This window comes from bacterium (assembly GCA_016699995.1).
Lineage (GTDB): Bacteria > Patescibacteriota > Doudnabacteria > UBA920 > UBA920 > UBA920.
Map to the genome: position 1 here is coordinate 472,339 of CP064996.1, position 17,209 is coordinate 489,547.

Genomic DNA, 17,209 nt, shown 5'->3' on the forward strand with positions numbered 1-17,209 from the left:
TATGCAAACAGATAGCATTATTCAAAAATTAAAAGACCAAATTCAAGGCTTTGGCCCAAAAGCCAATGTTTCCCATGTAGGAACAGTAATAGAAGTAGGGGACGGCATTGCTAAAGTTTCCGGTCTCTCCGAAGTGAAGTCAATGGAAATGTTGGATTTTGGCGGCGGAGTTATGGGCGTGGCTTTGAACCTCGAACAGAATAGCGTTGGAGCAATTATTTTGGGAGAATTCCAGCACGTAAAGCAAGGCGACACTGTAAAATCTACGGGACAGATCTTATCTGTACCAGTAGGGGAAAGCCTCATCGGTCGAGTAGTAGGCGCACTAGGAAATGCCAAGGACGGCAAAGGGGAGATCTCTTCAAATACTCAGTACCCTGTAGAGAAAATCGCCCCTGGCGTAATAACCCGCCAGTCGGTATTCCAGCCGGTACAAACCGGCATCAAAGCCATTGATGCTTTAATTCCGATTGGCCGCGGCCAGCGTGAGTTGATCATTGGCGACCGCCAAACCGGCAAAACTGCCGTGGCAATCGACACGATCATTAACCAAAAAGGACAAGACATGATCTGCGTATACGTAGCCGTGGGTCAAAAAGAAAGCAAGGTAGCCAAAATCGTGGCCGAACTCGAAGCCCGAGGAGCGATGGACTACACAATTGTCGTATCCAGCAGCGCCAGCGAACCAGCAGCGCTCTCTTACATCGCGCCGTATTCTGCAACAGCGATGGCCGAATACTTTATGGATCAGGGCAAGGACGTATTAATCGTATATGATGATCTCTCTAAACAGGCTGTAGCGTACCGCGAAATTTCCTTGTTGCTGCGCCGACCGCCAGGGCGCGAAGCTTATCCGGGGGATGTATTCTACCTCCACTCCCGCTTGCTAGAACGAGCAGCAAAGCTAAACGAAGATCATGGCGGCGGTTCGATTACGGCATTGCCGATTATCGAAACCCAGGCGGGAGACATCTCCGCTTATATCCCTACGAATGTAATTTCTATTACCGATGGACAAATCTTTTTGGAAAGCGATCTGTTTTATAAGGGCATTCGCCCGGCTGTAAACGTAGGTACTTCTGTATCCCGCGTAGGCAGCTCTGCTCAGACCAAAGCCATGAAGAAAGTAGCCGGCAAGCTGAAACTTGCATTAGCTCAGTTCCGGGAATTAGAAGCGTTTGCCCAATTCGGTTCGGACTTAGACGAAGCTACTCGCCAGCAGCTAGAACTTGGCCGCCGGTTAACAGAGCTGCTCAAACAGCCTCAGTACTCTCCGGTCGCGATGGAAAAGCAAGTAATTGCTTTGTACGCGGTTAATAACGGCTTTATGGATGATGTACCAGTAGAAAAGATTTCCGAGTTCGAATCCAAACTAACGGAATATATGGAAACTACCGGCAAAGATACCTTAAGAGCAATTGCCGATAAAAAAGAATTAACAGAAGAAGTTGAAAGCAAATTAAAAACCCTGCTCGAACAATTCAAGCAGGGCTGGGAAACAATGGCTTCCTAGGTCAGGAAGCAACCGCGGACTTGCCGCGGGTAAAGATGAAGGAGATCATGCCGAGAATCGACACGATTCCGAGGACAGGAAGGAGTACCGCATGCGCGATATTCCATTCCACTCCCTCAGCGACCCAGCTGAGGATGGCCGCCGCTATGAGAGCGGGGGCGATGGCCAATGCTGCAGACTGCAGCTTGACGCTGGCCCCACGGTAGAACCAAGCCACCAACATTATCACAACTGCCGCCACGAGCATTGCTAATCCTGTCATCTTCTTTTCCTCCAGATTTGATCTATATGAATATATTATAGCATAAAGTTTAGAATTTGTCAAGTATAACCGAAAAGCACTAAATTCACAGTAAAATGGCATCAACCCAAGAACTAACAAGACGCATAAAATCGATTAAAAGCACGCGCAAAATTACCCGCGCGATGCAGCTTGTTAGTAGTGCAAAAATGCGCAAAAGCCAAGCAGTAGCAATGTCGAGCCGAGCTTATGCCCATCTGGCATGGGAGTTGATCAACAATGTAGGAAGCAAGTCTCGAGAGCACAAGCTGTTTAAAAGCTATCCAAAAGCAAAAAAAGTCGGCATCATTCTGGTAACAACCAACCGCGGCTTAGTAGGTGGATTCAACACCAATCTAATTAGAAAACTGGTCAAAGAGGAGCAGCTGGAACCAGAACTTATTTCCGAATTAATTGTTGTGGGTAAAAAAGGAAGAGAGGCAGCGGTCAGGCTCAATAAGACGATTATCGCCGACTTCCCCAAAATGGATACTACTATTCCCGTCAAAGAGGTTTATCCGATTATCAAAATGCTTACCGATATCTATAACAGCGGCGAATATAAAAAAGTCTACATTGTCTATAACCACTTTGTTTCGATGCTGGTTCAGGATCCGAAGGTAAAACAACTGTTGCCGATAATCCCCAAGTCTCAGCACGGCACCCAAACCATTGGCTCCGACGTTCTGTTCGAACCCAGCCCTCAAAAAGTACTGGATCACTTACTCCCACGCATTTTAGAATCTCAGGTATATCAGGCTATTCTAGAAAGCGACGCGAGCGAACACAGCGCCCGCATGATGATGATGAAAAACGCTACAGATGCTGCCGGAGACTTAATTGACGACTTAACATTAACCTTTAACCAACTTCGCCAAAGCAAGATTACGACGGAACTTTCCGAAATCACTGCAGGCCGAATTGCACTAGAATAACTTAATCAACTTATATGGCAAAAACAACTAATACAACAACGACAAATATGGGAACCATCAGCCAGATCATTGGTCCGGTTGTTGATGTTCATTTCGAGCAAAATGCTCCCGCTATCTACACGGCTTTGCAAGTTGATTTAGACGGCAAACCTATTACATTAGAAGTACAGCAGCAGCTTCCGGGAAACATTGTGCGCACCATTTCCATGTCTTCTACGGACGGCCTTATGCGTGGCATGAATGTGGTCAATTTAGAACGGCCAATTTCTGTGCCTGTAGGCGAAGCAACCCTAGGGCGCATGTTTAACGTACTTGGCGAACCAATCGACGGAAAAGAAGCTCCAAACGCACAGCAGCTTTACCCAATTCATGCTAAGGCCCCAGAGCTCACCGAACAATCTACAAAAAACGAAATTTTAGAAACAGGCATCAAGGTAATTGATCTTATCTGTCCGATTCTTAAAGGTGGTAAAGTAGGTCTATTCGGAGGCGCTGGAGTAGGTAAAACTGTACTTATTCAGGAATTGATCAACAACATCGCTAAAGAGCATGGCGGCCTTTCTGTATTCGCCGGAGTAGGGGAACGTACCCGCGAAGGCAACGACCTTTACCACGAAATGCGCGAGTCTGGCGTAATCGACAAAATGAGCATGGTCTTCGGACAAATGAACGAACCGCCTGGAGCCCGCGCCCGCGTGGCTTTGAGCGGATTGGCGATGGCGGAATACTTCCGCGACCACAACAAGGCAGACATTCTTTTATTCGTAGACAACATCTTCCGCTTTACCCAGGCCGGCAGCGAAGTATCTGCGCTTCTGGGCCGCATCCCTTCCGCCGTAGGCTATCAGCCCACTTTAGCTACCGAAATGGGTGAGTTGCAGGAACGCATCACCTCTACCAAAGAAGGTTCCATTACCTCTGTACAAGCCGTTTATGTGCCCGCAGACGACTTAACCGACCCGGCTCCGGCAACTACTTTCGCTCACTTAGATTCTACTGTAGTACTAAGCCGCGCTATTTCGGACTTGGGTATATATCCGGCTGTGGATCCATTAGATTCCACTTCTACCATCTTGGATCCAAACATAGTCGGCCAAGAACATTACGATGTAGCCCGCGGCGTGCAGCAAACCCTGCAGCGCTATCGCGACCTCCAGGATATTATTGCCATCTTGGGCATGGAAGAACTTTCCGATGAGGATAAAATTGTGGTAACCCGCGCCCGTAAAATTCAACGCTTCCTATCTCAGCCATTCTTCGTAGCCGAAGTTTTCACCGGCAGCCCGGGGCAATACGTATCAATTAAAGACACCGTCAGCGGCTTTAAGCAAATTCTTGACGGGAAACTTGATGATGTACCAGAACAGGCATTCTATATGAAGGGCGGCATTGACCAAGTTACTGCAGCAAAGTAATAAAACAGTTCCTATTATCTAATGGCTAAACTCCAAGTTCAAATCTTAACTCCAGAACGTACGCTTGTTAACGAAGAAGTGTCTAGTTTGAGCTGCCCGACAACAGAAGGGCAAATCACTATTCTGCCAGGGCATACCGCATTGGTCGCGCCCTTAACTAGCGGCGAACTGGTTGCTAAAAATGGGGGAGATGATCACTTTATTCATGTTGCGGGAGGGTTCGTAGAAGTCCGCAATGACAACACTGTTATAATTCTCGCCGACGGTGCCGAACATTATTTCGAGATAGACTTAGCCCGCGCCGAAGAAGCAAAAAGAGAAGCAGAAAGAATTCTTAAAGAAGAAACTTTAGCTCACGAAGAATATGCGCTTACCGCTTGGCTGCTTCATAAAAATTTAAATCGCATCAAGATAGCTCGTAAACATTCTCACCGCCGCACTAGCCCCATCACCGGCGAAGGCGTTCTTAAACAATAAATTTAAACCTGTTTAATCAGGTTTTTATTTTGCAATGAAACAAACACTTACAAAAAATTATCGAGATCAACTCGTAAATACCAGCGATAGTTATAAACAAATGGCGGTGAAAGTCTATGATGCACTTGTGGAAAACTTTCCGCAGACATATTTAGTGGGCGGAACGGTAAGGAACTTGATATTGGCTCGCCCGATTGCAGATATAGATATTGCAACCGAAGCAAAGCCAGAAAAAGTACTGCTACTATTGAAAAAATTGGGTTGCAAAATTGATTTGAAAGGAATTCGGTTCGGCGTTATATCTGTATTGATCAAAAACAAAGCTGTAGAAATAGCTACCTTCCGGAAGGAAGCTTATTCTGGCTCAAGATTCCCAAAAATCATCTTTACTAAGAGCATTAATCTGGATGCAAAAAGGCGGGATTTTACCATAAATTGCTTGTATTTTCACCCTAAAACTAATAAGCTGTACGACCCTTACAACGGCGCTAAGGATATCAAGAATAGAGTAATCAAATTGATTGGCAACGCCGAGCAAAGACTAGAGGAAGATCCGCTGCGCATCGTCCGCGCTTACAGGTTCGAAAATGAGCTGGACCTGCACTTTGATAGCGCCACCCTAACAGCTATTCGTAACAAGTTGCATTTGGTAAACGATATAACAGTTAGCAAATTAAAAAGTGAAATTGCAAAAAGCAAAACTGCAGCAACTAGAAAATATTTGACAAAGATTTTCAAAAAACTCTTGCATAAGTAAAACTTTTATTCTATAATACATACAGTTCTTTCTGAGAAACGAAACAGAAACTTAAACCGAAAAGAAAATCAAAACAGAAACACGAGTAACGAATTTTACTTCAAAACTACTAACCTTAAAGCGACGCTTTAAGTAGTAGAAAATTAAGAAGCCGGCCCGTAGTGACCAGCTTCAGGGAGACTAGCCACCCATGGCAGTAAAAAAGAGAAAAGCAGCAAAGCGTCCTGCAAAGAAGGCCGCTAAGAAGACTGCAAAGCGCAAGCCAGCTAAAAAGGCTGCAAAGCGCCCTGCAAAGCGCAAGGCTGCAAAGCGCCCTGCAAAGCGCAAGGCTGCAAAGAAGCGCCGTTAATTCGGTTTCGCTTCTAACATAACCGTCCTCATTAGGGCGGTTTTGTGTTTATAAAAAAACAAAAAACACGTCTTTCGACATGTTCTTTGTGGCGGACTGAACGGGACTTGAACCCGCGACCTTCCGCGTGACAGGCGGACGCTCTAACCAGCTGAGCTACCAGTCCATTCTGTATATTGTCCCAATCCGGGTTTGGTACCGGCGGCTGGAATTGAACCAGCGACCTAAGGCTTATGAGTCCTTCGCTCTAACCAACTGAGCTACGCCGGCATATATACTAAGGATTTCTTTGGTTGCGGGGGTGGGATTCGAACCCACAGCCTCCAGGTTATGAGCCTGGCGAGATGCCAATTTCTCTACCCCGCTATGAAGTTACCTAGAGATTATAGTATAAAACTCATAAGAAATCAAGTCTAAATAGCCGAAAAGCCTAGCAAAAATATCCACAGAATGGCACTTGCACGGGTTTTTGGCGTTTGGTAAGATATAGGAGGTCGCAAGACCAAAGAATTTTGATTTCCAAAGCAGACTTTCTAGAGGAGTCTGCTTTTGGTTTTATCAAGAGTTAGCTACATAAACAAAGAGGTCTTTGATATACTGAATTCATGGATCCATTATTTATTGCCATTTTTGCAGTTCTATTTATAGCAATTTTAATCTTGCTCTATTTGGTGTTTCAGATTAAAAAACGTGCGGAGACTCCTCAGGAAAATGAGAGCCTAAAAGTCATGATGGAGTGGATGCGCGACATCAAAGCCGGCACAGAAGCGACCAAAGATCAGATGGAAAAGTCGATCTCTGCCACTAACCGAGATATTAACGAACGCTTAGACAATGCAGCTAAAGTTATCGGCGCATTGCAAGGCCGATTAGGCGAAATGAGCCAAATTGGGCCAGACATTCGTCGATTGAGCGAAGTTTTAGCCTCCCCAAAGGCTCGAGGCAACTTTGGAGAAGAGATGCTGGAGCAGATGCTTTCGCAGGTTTTGAATAAAAATTCATATAAATCTCAATACAAATTTAAAAATGGGGAAGTGGTCGATATGGCCGTGTTCGTAGGCGATAAAGTGCTGTCTATTGATAGTAAATTTTCTATGGAAAACTTCCGGCTATATAAGGAGGCGAAAGAAGATGACGCAGCAGAAAATCTGCGCAAAGCTTTTTTGCGTGACGTTAAAAAGCGCATCGATGAGATTCATAAAAAATATATCTTACCGCAAGAGGGAACCTTTGACTTCGCATTAATGTACATGCCAAGCGAAGGAATTTTTCATGAAGCCTTGGAGGATATTTCTTTGATCGAATATTCGCGTAATAAAAAGGTGTACATGGTCAGCCCGAATACCTTGTACCACCATTTGCAAATTATTTTGATCGCTCTGCGCGGCCAGCAGGTCAACGAAGTAGCCGAGAAGCTGCTTCACATGGTGGCAGGTATTCAGCAGGAAAGCACTAAATTCAGCCGCAATCTTGGAGTGCTCTCTAATCACATCAAAAATGCCGGCAACACAATGGGCACAGTAGCCATTGATTTTGAAAAGCTGCAGACCAGCATAAACAATGCTGCAACTTTGCAATTGGAGGAAGCAGAAGTCGCTAAGCTAAACGCCGAAGAAACCAAAACTTTAATTTAATTAATCTAATATTTTATGTCTATAAGAAACCCGGACCAGCGCATTGGCGTTTTCGTCGATGTACAGAACCTGTATTACAGTGCGCGCAACATTTACAATGCCCGCATCAATTTTAACGAAATCCTAAAAGAAGCAGTTGGCAACCGCCGCCTCATTCGCGCCATTGCTTACGTGGTAAAAGCCGATATGCCGGAAGAGCAAACCTTTTTTGAAGCTCTAGAAAAAGCGGGCTTCGAAGTTCGCATTAAGGATCTGCAAACTTTTGCCGGCGGCCACCAAAAAGGGGATTGGGACGTGGGTATTGCCATGGATATCATCAAGCTGATGAACAAGCTCGACGTAGTAGTATTAGCCAGCGGCGACGGCGATTTTGCCCCTCTATTAGAATACTTGCAAATGTCCGGCCAAATGACAGAAACTTTGGCTTTTGGAAAATCCACCAGCAGTAAAATTAAGGAACTTACAGATCATTTTATCGACTTAGACGAAGACACTAAGCGCTATCTTATGCCAATCCGGGGAGGCCGGGGAGGTTCCACCCGGGCGAGCGCTGCAAAAGGGCGCTCTTCTTCTACTCGTACTCCAAGAAAAACTACTATCAAAACATAAAATAATCGTCCGTGTCCGAAAGACGACATTCATTGGATATCATTCCCGATATTGGCGTTCCTAAAAACGGCTTCGAGCTCCAGCACAGGGAAGAAGTATTCTTATCAGAGCAAACAGAGCAACGAATTGAGCAAGATACATTGCCCGGTTTTTTAAGTATTGCAAAGGAGGCTGGTGCCAATGAAGAAGAATTGGACCGCCTAGAAGCATGCTACAAAGCTCTTGGAAGGCGCCCAAGCCAGATTGGGGTAAGCTATGGGTTTCATTTTTCAAACGATGGTAAGTATTTTGGCCCTGTTGTGGGATTAGATCGGCATTACCATGCTATGCCTGACGTACTATCGGGCACTGATTTTAAAATTAGACCAGGAGTGGAAAAGCCAAAAATCGCGCCGGTGGACAGTGATAGAATTATGGACACGTTTGCCAAAGCCAGAATTATGTTCAGTTCCACAGATAACCAGGAGTATCGGGATAAGGTAAATGCCTACGAGAAATCAATTACCAAAATAAACCGCATCATGTACAGAGTGCATGACGCTCTTCATATCTATCAAAATATTTTAATCGGGGACGAAATCAACGCTTTAAAATCAAAATTTTCGATGGCCGGCTGGACAAATGAGGATGTAGAAAGAAGACTAATTAAGCGTGGTAATTACGCCAAGCTCATCGATTGGCAGCCACCAAAATGGGCAAAGGATTCTATTTTTACTAACCAGGACGTTCCGGAATACGCAGACATTCCCGACCATAATCCACAAGTGGTTAACAATGAGGCCACAATGGATGTTATGTCCGAATGGCTTTTAAAAGAAGAGCTTTCCAAGGAACCAGAGCTGATGCTATGGCTCCATAACACAATTACCCATGCAGTTGACGGGCTAAAAGCTATAAGGGAGCAATACCAATCTATAAACAATTTGGACAACGCCGACACTTTGCCGCATAAACAGATCGAGCATATTTTAAACATGATATCAGCTGCTTATTTTGCAGTATACGAAAATTCCGAACAGGCAAAATCAGACTTGATCGAAAAGGAATATTCCGTTGCAGGCCGCCCAGCGCAAGCCACCATCGCCGAAGGTAGTTATTTTGATAGGTGCACCGTCCTGAATTTAATTTCAGAGCTCCATGAGTACTCGGAGCTGATTATCGCTTACCATGGCTCCCGCCAATTCGGCACCGAAAGAGATGCGAGAGCCGAAGAATATATGGCCATTAAAAAGAATAAGGCCAGCTTTCCTTCAGGGCAAGAGTGGTCTGCACAAAATTACGTACATGGCCCAATTACCACCAAAGGAGTAGAGACTGCTGCCAAAATTACTGCCAGCGTAGCCGAAAATAAAGGTAACCTGGACGACCTGATGGCCCTTTTCATGCAGATTCAATCCAGTATGGATGAATCATCGACCCCAGAAACGCAACAAACTATGCAAACTGCGGTTGCAAAAAGGATAAAAAATTTATACGGTATGGATTTAAATTCCAATGATATTCTTGAAATGAGAAATATTTTCCATTACATAGACATGTCCGGCCAGCTGAGCAAAGATAAATATCCCTATCAATATGTAATCAGAAAAAAGATAATGGAGCAGATGAAAAATGCTCAGCCCGAGCAAATTAATCAGCTTATTAAGTGGACAGTGTTTGAATTCCCCATGTATTTTCGTAAAGGCGATTATTTGGAGCTTACCGGATTCGGGGAAGTAGCAACAGAAGAGACGCGGATGGACGCAGAGACAAGAAAAGTTCTGCCGTGGGAAAAGATTCTCGCCAGCCATAAGTTAGGCTTATTCAATATTAATATGAAAGCCCTGCCGCCCGAACAAATTGCAGAAATCAAAGCTCTATACGACCGCGGTTATAAAAAGCATGACCATACCGAAGACTTACGCATTCTGGCAAATATTGCTAAAATGCAGAAACAAATTGCTTAATAATATATGAAAATAGTATTAGATACCAATGTAATTATCGACGGGATTAAGGATGAATACTCCTACGAAAAACAGATTATAGATGCGGTCAGAGCAGGGGAAATAGAAGCCTATGCCAATCGCCAGACTATTCAGGAAAACAAGCTTATCATGCGCCGCTTGGTGGAAAACCCCGAATACGAAAAAGAAATCGCCGACTTATTAACTCAAATCAACCAAGTGGTAAACCGCCGCCAGATTAACATTGTCCGCGATCCGGAAGATAATAAAATTTTAGAAAGCGCGGTGGAAGCAAGGGCCGAATACTTAGTAACCCGCGACAACGACCTGCTGTCTTTAGAAGAATACGAAGGCGTTCAAATTGTAAATCCTTCTCAATTCTGGGTGCGCTACAAAGACGAAGGCAACGACATCTGGAAGCAGTGGGCTGGCTTTTTTAATGGGAAGTAGGGTAATTAGGGCAAATATACCTAGCCTTCGGCATGGCACAATAATAAGGTAAAATAAAAAAGCGGTGGAATGCCGCTTATTACTTTGTTTCATGGTCAGCCTTTTTGCTGCCCGCATGAATGACTCGGATTCTATAAAACTGGACAGCCGTTTTCTTATCCACTCCGCCATCAATGGATCCGCCTACCAGGAAAGCATTAGCGCCGTTTGGAAGCTGCTTCCTAAGTGATTCGTTAAACAATTGCCGATCATTTTTGCCTTCTTTAAAAACATGGCGGGTAACAACTATCTTCGGCTCTCCGATGGGAATAGCGTCAACTTCAGAAGACTTTTTTCTGAATCGAAAACTATTAGTGCGATTTTCTTTAATATAAATTCTCCTCAATTTGACCGTTGTCATCTTTCCTCCTCAACTGATTTAGTTCATCAATATAACTAAAAATTATTTAAATGTCAAAACTGCTCGAAGGGCTCAACAATGAACAGCTTCAAGCCGTAACCCATGCCACTGGGCCGCTGTTAATCGTGGCAGGAGCCGGCACAGGAAAAACAACCGTTATCACTCGCCGCATAGCTTATTTAATGGAACAAAAGCTAGCTGATCCTAAGCAAATCCTAGCTTTAACATTTACAGACAAAGCTGCGGGGGAAATGGAAGCCAGGGTAGAGCAATATCTTCCTTTAGGCAGTTACGATTTATGGATATCTACTTTCCACAGTTTCTGCGAACGAATAATTAAGCAGCATGGCATCGACATCGGCCTAAGTAATGACTTCGAGCTTCTAGACAAAACTCGGCAGTGGATTTTTGTTTATAAACATTTTGAAAAATTCGAGCTGGATTACTATCGCCCGATCGGCAGTCCCAACAAGTTTATAGACTCCCTGCTGGATCATTTTTCCAAATGCAAAGATGAAATGATTTCCCCGGAGGACTATTTGGAATACGCCGAACAGCTACGGCTGAGCGCCGGACAAAACGAACTTCCTTTAGGCAATGAAGACGAGACCGTCGTCGAAATTAAGCGCGTTGAAGAGCTGGCCAAAGCTTACCACACTTACCAACAGCTCTTGCTCGATAACGAGTATATGGACTTTGGCGATTTGATCCATTATGCTATCCGGCTGCTGCAAAAACGCCCGAATATTTTAAAATATTACCAGCAGCAATTTAAATTCATCATGATCGATGAATTTCAGGACACCAATGTTGCTCAGTACGACTTGATCAAATTGCTGGCGGGAACAGAGCAAAATCTGGTTGTGGTAGGGGATGATGACCAGTCAATTTACAAATTCCGCGGCGCTTCTGTATCGAATATTTTAAAGCTCAAGGACGACTATCCAACAATTAAAGAAATAACTCTTGTCGACAACTACCGCAGCAATCAGAAAATTTTAGATATCGCTTATAACTTCATTCAAGCTAACAACCCCAATCGACTAGAGCCAAAGCTAAATATTAATAAACGGCTTAAAGGGCATAATAAAGACAAAAGCCAAGTTCAGGTTATCGAGGGCAAAGACTTAAGTGAAGAGCTAAATTTAGTAGTAGATCAGGCTCTAAAACTAAAAGAAGAATTTCCATCCGCCACGTGGAATGATTTTGCTATTTTGACCCGCGCCAATAGCGCGGCAACAGAAATTATTCCACTCCTCGACGCAAAAGGAGTGCCATATAGTTTTATGGCCAATCGCGGCTTATACCGCAAACCCCTGATTGCAGATCTGATTAACTATCTCCGCTTGATGGACAACTATCACGAGTCGAGCAGTTTGTATCGGGTTTTAAACTTCCCTAAGTTCCATATTGATGCGATTGATGTGGCTCATCTGACTCAATTTACTAACCGCCGGACTATTTCTCTGTACGACGCTCTGCATAATGACGAAGCCTTGTCTATGCTTAACGAAGGTTCGGTAGTAAGAATAAAAACCCTGCTATCTTTGCTAGAGGTGCATTCAAAACTCACCACGGAAAAGTCCGCCGTCGAACTGTTCGTACAAATTATCGATGATCTGGAAATCGATCTACTGCTAAACGAGGACACTTTAGAAAATGCTCAGAACCGGGAATTACTAGAGCAATTCTATAAAACCATAGAGGCATATTGCCAAACAGAGGACGACCGCACCATGCGAGGCTATTTGAGCCGGCTGAATTTGGAACTTAAAGCGGGTGAAGAAGGGGCGCTTAAGTTTGATCCGGATAGCGGGCCAGAAAGCTTAAAAGTAATGACTGTCCACAGCTCAAAGGGGTTGGAATTCAAATTTGTATTCGTCATCAATATGGTGGACCAAAGATTCCCAACCAGGGCCAAAAGAGACAATATAGAACTGCCGGAACAGCTTATTAAAGACATTCTGCCGGAAGGAGATTTTCATCTACAGGAAGAACGCCGCTTGTTCTATGTGGCGATAACGCGCGCCAAAACTCATTTATATCTTTCCTGGGCCAAAGACTACGGAGGAGCGAAAGAGAAGAGGCCATCACTGTTTCTGTCGGAAACTCAATTGGTTCCAACAGAAACTGCCAAGAAAGCGACTGGGAAGGTTGTATTCACCAAACCCTCCAGCTCGAGAGGAAAGAAGCAAGTTTATCAGGATCTACCGACCCATTTTTCTTTCAGCCAAATTAGCCAGTTCATAAACTGTCCGCTGGATTACAAATATAGATACTATTTAAGATTACCCATGAAGGGTAATCATCACCTAAGCTTTGGATCAACGATCCATGCCGTACTGCAAAAATATTTGGAACAATACCAGCGGGAGCTAAGCGCACGACAACAAGACTTATTCAGCAAGCAGGCTAATGCGGAGCTTCCTCCAGAAGAACTACTGTCAGAGCTTTATGAAAAAGAATGGATCGATGACTGGTATCAGACCAAGCAACAAAAAGAAGACTACAGGCAGCGGGGAAAGCAAATACTAAGGTCCTTTTATGAGTATTCACAGAAGAACAAGCCCAACCCATCCCTAATCGAGCAGCCATTTACCTTGAAGTTAGGCGTAAACAAAGAGTATCAGTTTAACGGCAAAATTGACCGCGCCGATATTAGCGACGGAGGTTTAAAAATCATCGATTATAAAACTTCTGAAAAAGTTCCAAAAAAACCAGATGGCAACGATCTGGATCAGCTGCGCATTTACCAATGGGCAGCGGAAGAATTCTTTCATCAGCCAGTGGCTTCGCTGCAGTATTGGTACGTATATCCAAACCAGCTAGTACAAACACCTTTGGCAACGCCAGAGCAATTAACTGCACTGAAAGAGAAACTGCTAACGACCATAGAAGAAATTCGGGAAGCTGTTAAATTCGACCTGTTTTCCAAGCTTCATAAAAAGAGCAAGCAGCACACCTGCGACTACGCTGACTTAATGTAACGATCTGCTATAATAGACTATATGTTTGATTTAATAGAATTAATAAAAGCAGCTGGGTACTTAGGCCTATTTGGAATAGTTTTCGCCGAAACCGGACTGTTAGTCGGATTTTTCTTGCCAGGCGACAGCCTCATGTTTACTGCCGGAGTACTGGCAGCCGAAGGCTACTTGAACATCTATATTTTACTGATAATCCTCGTTTCTGCTGCGATTATAGGGGATAGCACTGGTTACGCCATCGGCAAAAAGTTTGGGCCAAAGATCTTTGCCAAGGAAAACTCCCTGCTGTTTAACAAATCCCATGTCCAAAAGGCCGAGCAATTTTTTCACAAGCACGGACCAAAAACCATAATCATCGCTCGCTTTGTACCGATTGTCAGGACATTCGTCCCCACGCTGGCAGGGGTCGGCAAGATGTCGTATTGGAGATTTTTAACTTACAATATAGTTGGTGCTTTGCTTTGGGCGGCCGGCTTAACGCTTTTAGGCTACTACCTTGGTTTAAAAATAGACAATATTGATAAGTACATTCTGCCAATTATCGCAGTGATAATTTTAGTTTCCATATCACCATACATAAAAAGGCTGATTACAGACAAGAACCTAAGGAGAGAAATTTATATTTACGCCCAAGCGCTATATAAGAGAATATTTTCCAAAAAATAATTCAGTGCAATCCACTGTGCGCAAGACGTCAATTTAACCAAAAACAGAAGCAGGATAAATACTATGGCTAAAAATGCAAAAGATTACGAAGAGCGTCCTTGGGGCAATTTTACAGTCCTATCTGAACTGCAAAATCAAGGTCAGTCTAAAGACGTGATTATCAAGCGTCTGGAGGTTTATGCAGGCAACAGACTGTCTTACCAAAGACATAAGTTAAGAAACGAGCATTGGATAGTAGTTAGCGGTTCGGGCATGGCCATAATCAACGATACTGAGGTTCCGTTATCGCCAGGCGGGTCGGTCTACATCAAGATAGGCGACAAGCACCGGCTGGATAACACCAAAAGCACAGAACCGCTCATAGTAATCGAAGTTATAACAGGCGAATTTGATGAGTATGACAACGAACGCCTGGAAGACGACTATAACCGCGATTCGAGCTGGAGAAATGCATAAAATATAACCGCGATCGGCTTACTGGACCGCGGTTTTAAATTTTCTCAATTTTCAGACCTTTATGGTATAATAAATACATCGTGATACACCAGACTACCAAGCAATATTTGCTCCCATTACTGGCTGGTAGCGTGGTCGCTATCACCGGGTTTATCTTTACAATTATCTACACTGACCCCTATCAGGCAGGAGTTTTAGGTCATATCATCTTCTACCTGACCTTATTCCTATTTACTTGCGGAATTTTCAGCATCATCAACCTGCTGATACGTAAAAGATTCTTTCCGGGGATATATTCGGAATTATTCCGAGTAAGCTTAAGGCAAGGGATTATTATCGGAATACTCATTACCAGCCTAGTATTTCTAGAAGCGATAAACCTCCTTTTCTGGTGGGTAGGGCTCACACTTGCGCTCTTCCTGATTGCTCTGGAATCATTTTTGACATCAAACTAAAAATAAAATGGCCGCAACACAAGAACACACACCATTCTACAATGTAATGCCAGACGTAACTACTGGCACTATTACCAAACCGAAGACATCTCCGGTTGTTGCTACTGCGCCTGTTAGCGCTAAGCCTGCGGCGGATTTACCTCAACCACCAAAGATCAAAAGCGGCCCAATTAGCATCCCGCCAGCAGCGCGAAGGGCAAGCAAAAAGCGTTTTTACATATTCTTGGCGATCGCTTTATTTATAATCATCACCGCCACCGGAGCCGGCTTCTATCTAATGATGTCTAACGATCAAGCGGAGGATAACGGCGCCAAGGTCGCGAATAACGAAGAACAAGCCAATCCGGATGTCACCACTCCTGGGGAATGGCTGCAACGATACTTCGGCGCAGAAACTTGTACAGAACTGGTTACCTGCGGCGACAAATCCGACCCGGATCGGGATGGTATGGACAATAAGTCCGAATATGAAAAGGGCACCGATCCTAACAATAACGACAGTGACCGTGACGGTATTGCCGACGGAGATGAAGTCTTAATTTTTGGCAGCGATCCCTTGATCTCAAAAACTTACCGTGAAGGAACATATACCGACTCTGATTTCATTAAAGGCGGTTATGACATTCAGACCAACGAACCATACACCAACGAGCGATTGCTGACAATTAAAACAATGATCAAGCAATACGGCTTGCATCAACCGACACTTACTACGCTGGGAACACTATCTTTTCAGTTATACGAATTTACCGATCCTAGCCAGCCAAGCCTGCCGGCAGACTTGGACCTCAGCCCCCAAGCCAAGCTAGACCGCGACAGTCAGCGGCAAAGCACCATTAAAAAAGTAGGGGCAGCTTTGTTAAAGTACCAGGCAGAAAAAAAGAGCTATCCTCCAACTGACGACTTTGTGGTAATGGCGGACATGGTTAAGTCATTTAATCCGGTAGCTACCAATTACAATGACCCCATTGCTCGCGATCCTTATGTTTACGGATATACTGCAACAAGCAATAATGCCGATTTCGTACTTACTTACTACAGCGAAACCCAAAATCAGCTCATCAAATACTTTGCAAAAGACGCCCAGGCTGATGCCGCTAAAGATACCAGCAAACAGGCCGATGAACAGAGAAAGCGGGATTTGGAAAATATCGCTGAGGCCTTATTAACATATTCTTTGACTCAAATAGAACCCGACAGCGACAAAGAATTTGTTTTCCCTGCAGCCGATAAGCTTCGCTCCTCTCTAATTCCAAAATACATGACCCAAATGCCGACTGACCCAATCAGTAAGCTTGATTACCTATACCAGGTTGGTCCCGCGTTCGACACCTTTACCATTAAGGCGCAGTTGCAAAATCCAACCACCGGCACCACTGGTTATATGTGTAATCAAGACGAATGTAAAGCTTATTAACGATGTTAAATTTCCTAAAAAATTTCTTTGGAGTAAAAACTGCAAACGCTCCGTCTATAGATGACAATAGCCAGGCGGCTAACAAACCGGCTAGCAAAACTATCGGTGATCCTCTGATTATCGCAGCCAAAGTTACAAAAATCGAAAAGCACCCTAACGCGGATAGACTCCGCGTTATTAGCTTAACCGATGGTACAAGAACCATAGAGCCTGTGATTTGCGGAGCATTCAACTTTGTAGAAGGGGATATAGTGGCCCTAGCCTTACCCGGCGCTAAAATCGCCCAAAACATTCATTCCGATACTCACGAATCATTTATATTGGGTACAGCCAAAATACGGGGTATAGAAAGCCAAGGCATGATCTGCGCACAATTCGAGCTGGGGTTAACATCCGAACCGGGAGATAAGCCGGAAATTATGATATTGCCGGCAAACACGGAACTTGGTAAAATGCTATAACT

The 17,209-nt window shown here is 44.2% G+C and carries 18 protein-coding genes and 3 tRNA genes; 16 read left to right on the top strand and 5 right to left on the bottom strand.

What is annotated here, in order from left to right; genetic code table 11:
- The first annotated feature begins 1 nt into the window (after window position 1).
- A complete protein-coding gene (locus IPM19_02500) occupies window positions 2-1,513 on the top strand; it encodes a F0F1 ATP synthase subunit alpha (protein ID QQS22481.1) in 1,512 nt (503 codons plus the stop codon).
- A gap of 1 nt (window position 1,514) precedes the next feature.
- Here the strand turns inward: IPM19_02500 and IPM19_02505 are convergent, their stop codons facing one another.
- Window positions 1,515-1,877: a hypothetical protein gene (locus IPM19_02505; GenBank protein QQS22482.1), complete on the bottom strand. Its 363-nt coding sequence runs from the start codon at window positions 1,875-1,877 to the stop codon at window positions 1,515-1,517.
- On the opposite strand from IPM19_02505, the gene atpG reads away from it, so the two are divergent.
- The 5 genes from atpG (at window position 1,871) to IPM19_02530 (ending at window position 5,726) form a co-directional block, all read left to right on the top strand.
- Entirely contained in the window at window positions 1,871-2,728 is an 858-nt protein-coding gene (atpG, locus tag IPM19_02510; protein ID QQS22483.1) for an ATP synthase F1 subunit gamma, read from the top strand. The two genes, IPM19_02505 and atpG, sit on opposite strands and share 7 nt — an antisense overlap.
- Before the next feature lie 14 nt (window positions 2,729-2,742).
- Window positions 2,743-4,143, top strand: coding sequence for a F0F1 ATP synthase subunit beta (atpD, locus tag IPM19_02515; GenBank protein QQS22484.1), 1,401 nt, complete (start codon window positions 2,743-2,745; stop codon window positions 4,141-4,143).
- Window positions 4,144-4,164: 21 nt separating this feature from the next.
- Window positions 4,165-4,620: an ATP synthase F1 subunit epsilon gene (gene atpC, locus IPM19_02520; protein ID QQS22485.1), complete on the top strand. Its 456-nt coding sequence runs from the start codon at window positions 4,165-4,167 to the stop codon at window positions 4,618-4,620.
- Window positions 4,621-4,654: 34 nt separating this feature from the next.
- Window positions 4,655-5,377, top strand: coding sequence for a CCA tRNA nucleotidyltransferase (locus IPM19_02525; protein QQS22486.1), 723 nt, complete (start codon window positions 4,655-4,657; stop codon window positions 5,375-5,377).
- Between the two features lie 190 nt (window positions 5,378-5,567).
- Window positions 5,568-5,726 carry a hypothetical protein gene (locus tag IPM19_02530; protein ID QQS22487.1) on the top strand — a complete coding sequence of 53 codons (159 nt, stop codon included), beginning with the start codon at window positions 5,568-5,570 and terminating at the stop codon, window positions 5,724-5,726.
- An 89-nt stretch (window positions 5,727-5,815) separates the two neighbouring features.
- Here the strand turns inward: IPM19_02530 and IPM19_02535 are convergent.
- The 3 genes from IPM19_02535 to IPM19_02545 form a co-directional block, all read right to left on the bottom strand.
- Window positions 5,816-5,892 (bottom strand) — tRNA-Asp (locus tag IPM19_02535).
- A 27-nt stretch (window positions 5,893-5,919) separates the two neighbouring features.
- Window positions 5,920-5,996, bottom strand: a tRNA-Met gene (locus tag IPM19_02540).
- A gap of 20 nt (window positions 5,997-6,016) precedes the next feature.
- Window positions 6,017-6,092, bottom strand: a tRNA-Met gene (locus IPM19_02545).
- A gap of 239 nt (window positions 6,093-6,331) precedes the next feature.
- On the opposite strand from IPM19_02545, the gene IPM19_02550 reads away from it, so the two are divergent.
- From IPM19_02550 to IPM19_02565, 4 genes are read left to right on the top strand one after another with little or no spacing between them, the layout of a single operon-like run.
- A complete protein-coding gene (locus IPM19_02550) occupies window positions 6,332-7,360 on the top strand; it encodes a DNA recombination protein RmuC (protein QQS22488.1) in 1,029 nt (342 codons plus the stop codon).
- Between the two features lie 15 nt (window positions 7,361-7,375).
- Complete coding sequence (locus IPM19_02555; GenBank protein ID QQS22489.1) at window positions 7,376-7,969, top strand: NYN domain-containing protein; 594 nt, start codon at window positions 7,376-7,378, stop codon at window positions 7,967-7,969.
- A gap of 11 nt (window positions 7,970-7,980) precedes the next feature.
- Window positions 7,981-9,915 carry a hypothetical protein gene (locus IPM19_02560; GenBank protein ID QQS22490.1) on the top strand — a complete coding sequence of 645 codons (1,935 nt, stop codon included), beginning with the start codon at window positions 7,981-7,983 and terminating at the stop codon, window positions 9,913-9,915.
- Between the two features lie 6 nt (window positions 9,916-9,921).
- Window positions 9,922-10,365 (top strand): putative toxin-antitoxin system toxin component, PIN family, encoded by a 444-nt coding sequence (locus IPM19_02565; protein ID QQS22491.1) that lies wholly within the window; start codon window positions 9,922-9,924, stop codon window positions 10,363-10,365.
- A gap of 79 nt (window positions 10,366-10,444) precedes the next feature.
- On the opposite strand, the gene IPM19_02570 is transcribed toward IPM19_02565, so the two are convergent.
- On the bottom strand, window positions 10,445-10,765 hold the full coding sequence (locus IPM19_02570) for a hypothetical protein (GenBank protein QQS22492.1): 321 nt from the start codon (window positions 10,763-10,765) through the stop codon (window positions 10,445-10,447).
- A gap of 50 nt (window positions 10,766-10,815) precedes the next feature.
- Here IPM19_02570 and IPM19_02575 point away from each other — a divergent pair, with 50 nt between their 5' ends.
- The 6 genes from IPM19_02575 to IPM19_02600 all read left to right on the top strand — a co-directional run bounded on the left by IPM19_02575 (window position 10,816) and on the right by IPM19_02600 (window position 17,207).
- Window positions 10,816-13,752, top strand: a complete 2,937-nt coding sequence (locus tag IPM19_02575) for a UvrD-helicase domain-containing protein (protein QQS22493.1) — start codon at window positions 10,816-10,818, stop codon at window positions 13,750-13,752.
- 21 nt (window positions 13,753-13,773) lie between these two features.
- Window positions 13,774-14,418, top strand: a complete 645-nt coding sequence (locus tag IPM19_02580; GenBank protein QQS22494.1) for a VTT domain-containing protein — start codon at window positions 13,774-13,776, stop codon at window positions 14,416-14,418.
- A gap of 63 nt (window positions 14,419-14,481) precedes the next feature.
- Complete coding sequence (locus IPM19_02585) at window positions 14,482-14,874, top strand: phosphomannose isomerase type II C-terminal cupin domain (GenBank protein QQS22495.1); 393 nt, start codon at window positions 14,482-14,484, stop codon at window positions 14,872-14,874.
- A gap of 80 nt (window positions 14,875-14,954) precedes the next feature.
- On the top strand, window positions 14,955-15,329 hold the full coding sequence (locus IPM19_02590; GenBank protein QQS22496.1) for a hypothetical protein: 375 nt from the start codon (window positions 14,955-14,957) through the stop codon (window positions 15,327-15,329).
- Between the two features lie 7 nt (window positions 15,330-15,336).
- Window positions 15,337-16,746 carry a hypothetical protein gene (locus IPM19_02595; GenBank protein ID QQS22497.1) on the top strand — a complete coding sequence of 470 codons (1,410 nt, stop codon included), beginning with the start codon at window positions 15,337-15,339 and terminating at the stop codon, window positions 16,744-16,746.
- 2 nt (window positions 16,747-16,748) lie between these two features.
- Entirely contained in the window at window positions 16,749-17,207 is a 459-nt protein-coding gene (locus IPM19_02600) for a hypothetical protein (GenBank protein ID QQS22498.1), read from the top strand.
- Window positions 17,208-17,209 lie beyond the last annotated feature (2 nt).

Coding starts and splice junctions, on each gene's coding strand:
- IPM19_02595 (QQS22497.1), top strand. CDS start 15,337: ATGGCCGCAACACAAGAACACACACCATTCTACAATGTAATGCCAGAC.
- IPM19_02505 (QQS22482.1), bottom strand. CDS start 1,877: ATGCCATTTTACTGTGAATTTAGTGCTTTTCGGTTATACTTGACAAAT.
- IPM19_02530 (QQS22487.1), top strand. CDS start 5,568: ATGGCAGTAAAAAAGAGAAAAGCAGCAAAGCGTCCTGCAAAGAAGGCC.
- atpC (QQS22485.1), top strand. CDS start 4,165: ATGGCTAAACTCCAAGTTCAAATCTTAACTCCAGAACGTACGCTTGTT.
- IPM19_02565 (QQS22491.1), top strand. CDS start 9,922: ATGAAAATAGTATTAGATACCAATGTAATTATCGACGGGATTAAGGAT.
- IPM19_02575 (QQS22493.1), top strand. CDS start 10,816: ATGTCAAAACTGCTCGAAGGGCTCAACAATGAACAGCTTCAAGCCGTA.
- IPM19_02585 (QQS22495.1), top strand. CDS start 14,482: ATGGCTAAAAATGCAAAAGATTACGAAGAGCGTCCTTGGGGCAATTTT.
- IPM19_02580 (QQS22494.1), top strand. CDS start 13,774: ATGTTTGATTTAATAGAATTAATAAAAGCAGCTGGGTACTTAGGCCTA.
- IPM19_02600 (QQS22498.1), top strand. CDS start 16,749: ATGTTAAATTTCCTAAAAAATTTCTTTGGAGTAAAAACTGCAAACGCT.
- IPM19_02555 (QQS22489.1), top strand. CDS start 7,376: ATGTCTATAAGAAACCCGGACCAGCGCATTGGCGTTTTCGTCGATGTA.
- atpG (QQS22483.1), top strand. CDS start 1,871: ATGGCATCAACCCAAGAACTAACAAGACGCATAAAATCGATTAAAAGC.
- IPM19_02550 (QQS22488.1), top strand. CDS start 6,332: ATGGATCCATTATTTATTGCCATTTTTGCAGTTCTATTTATAGCAATT.
- atpD (QQS22484.1), top strand. CDS start 2,743: ATGGCAAAAACAACTAATACAACAACGACAAATATGGGAACCATCAGC.
- IPM19_02570 (QQS22492.1), bottom strand. CDS start 10,765: ATGACAACGGTCAAATTGAGGAGAATTTATATTAAAGAAAATCGCACT.
- IPM19_02525 (QQS22486.1), top strand. CDS start 4,655: ATGAAACAAACACTTACAAAAAATTATCGAGATCAACTCGTAAATACC.
- IPM19_02500 (QQS22481.1), top strand. CDS start 2: ATGCAAACAGATAGCATTATTCAAAAATTAAAAGACCAAATTCAAGGC.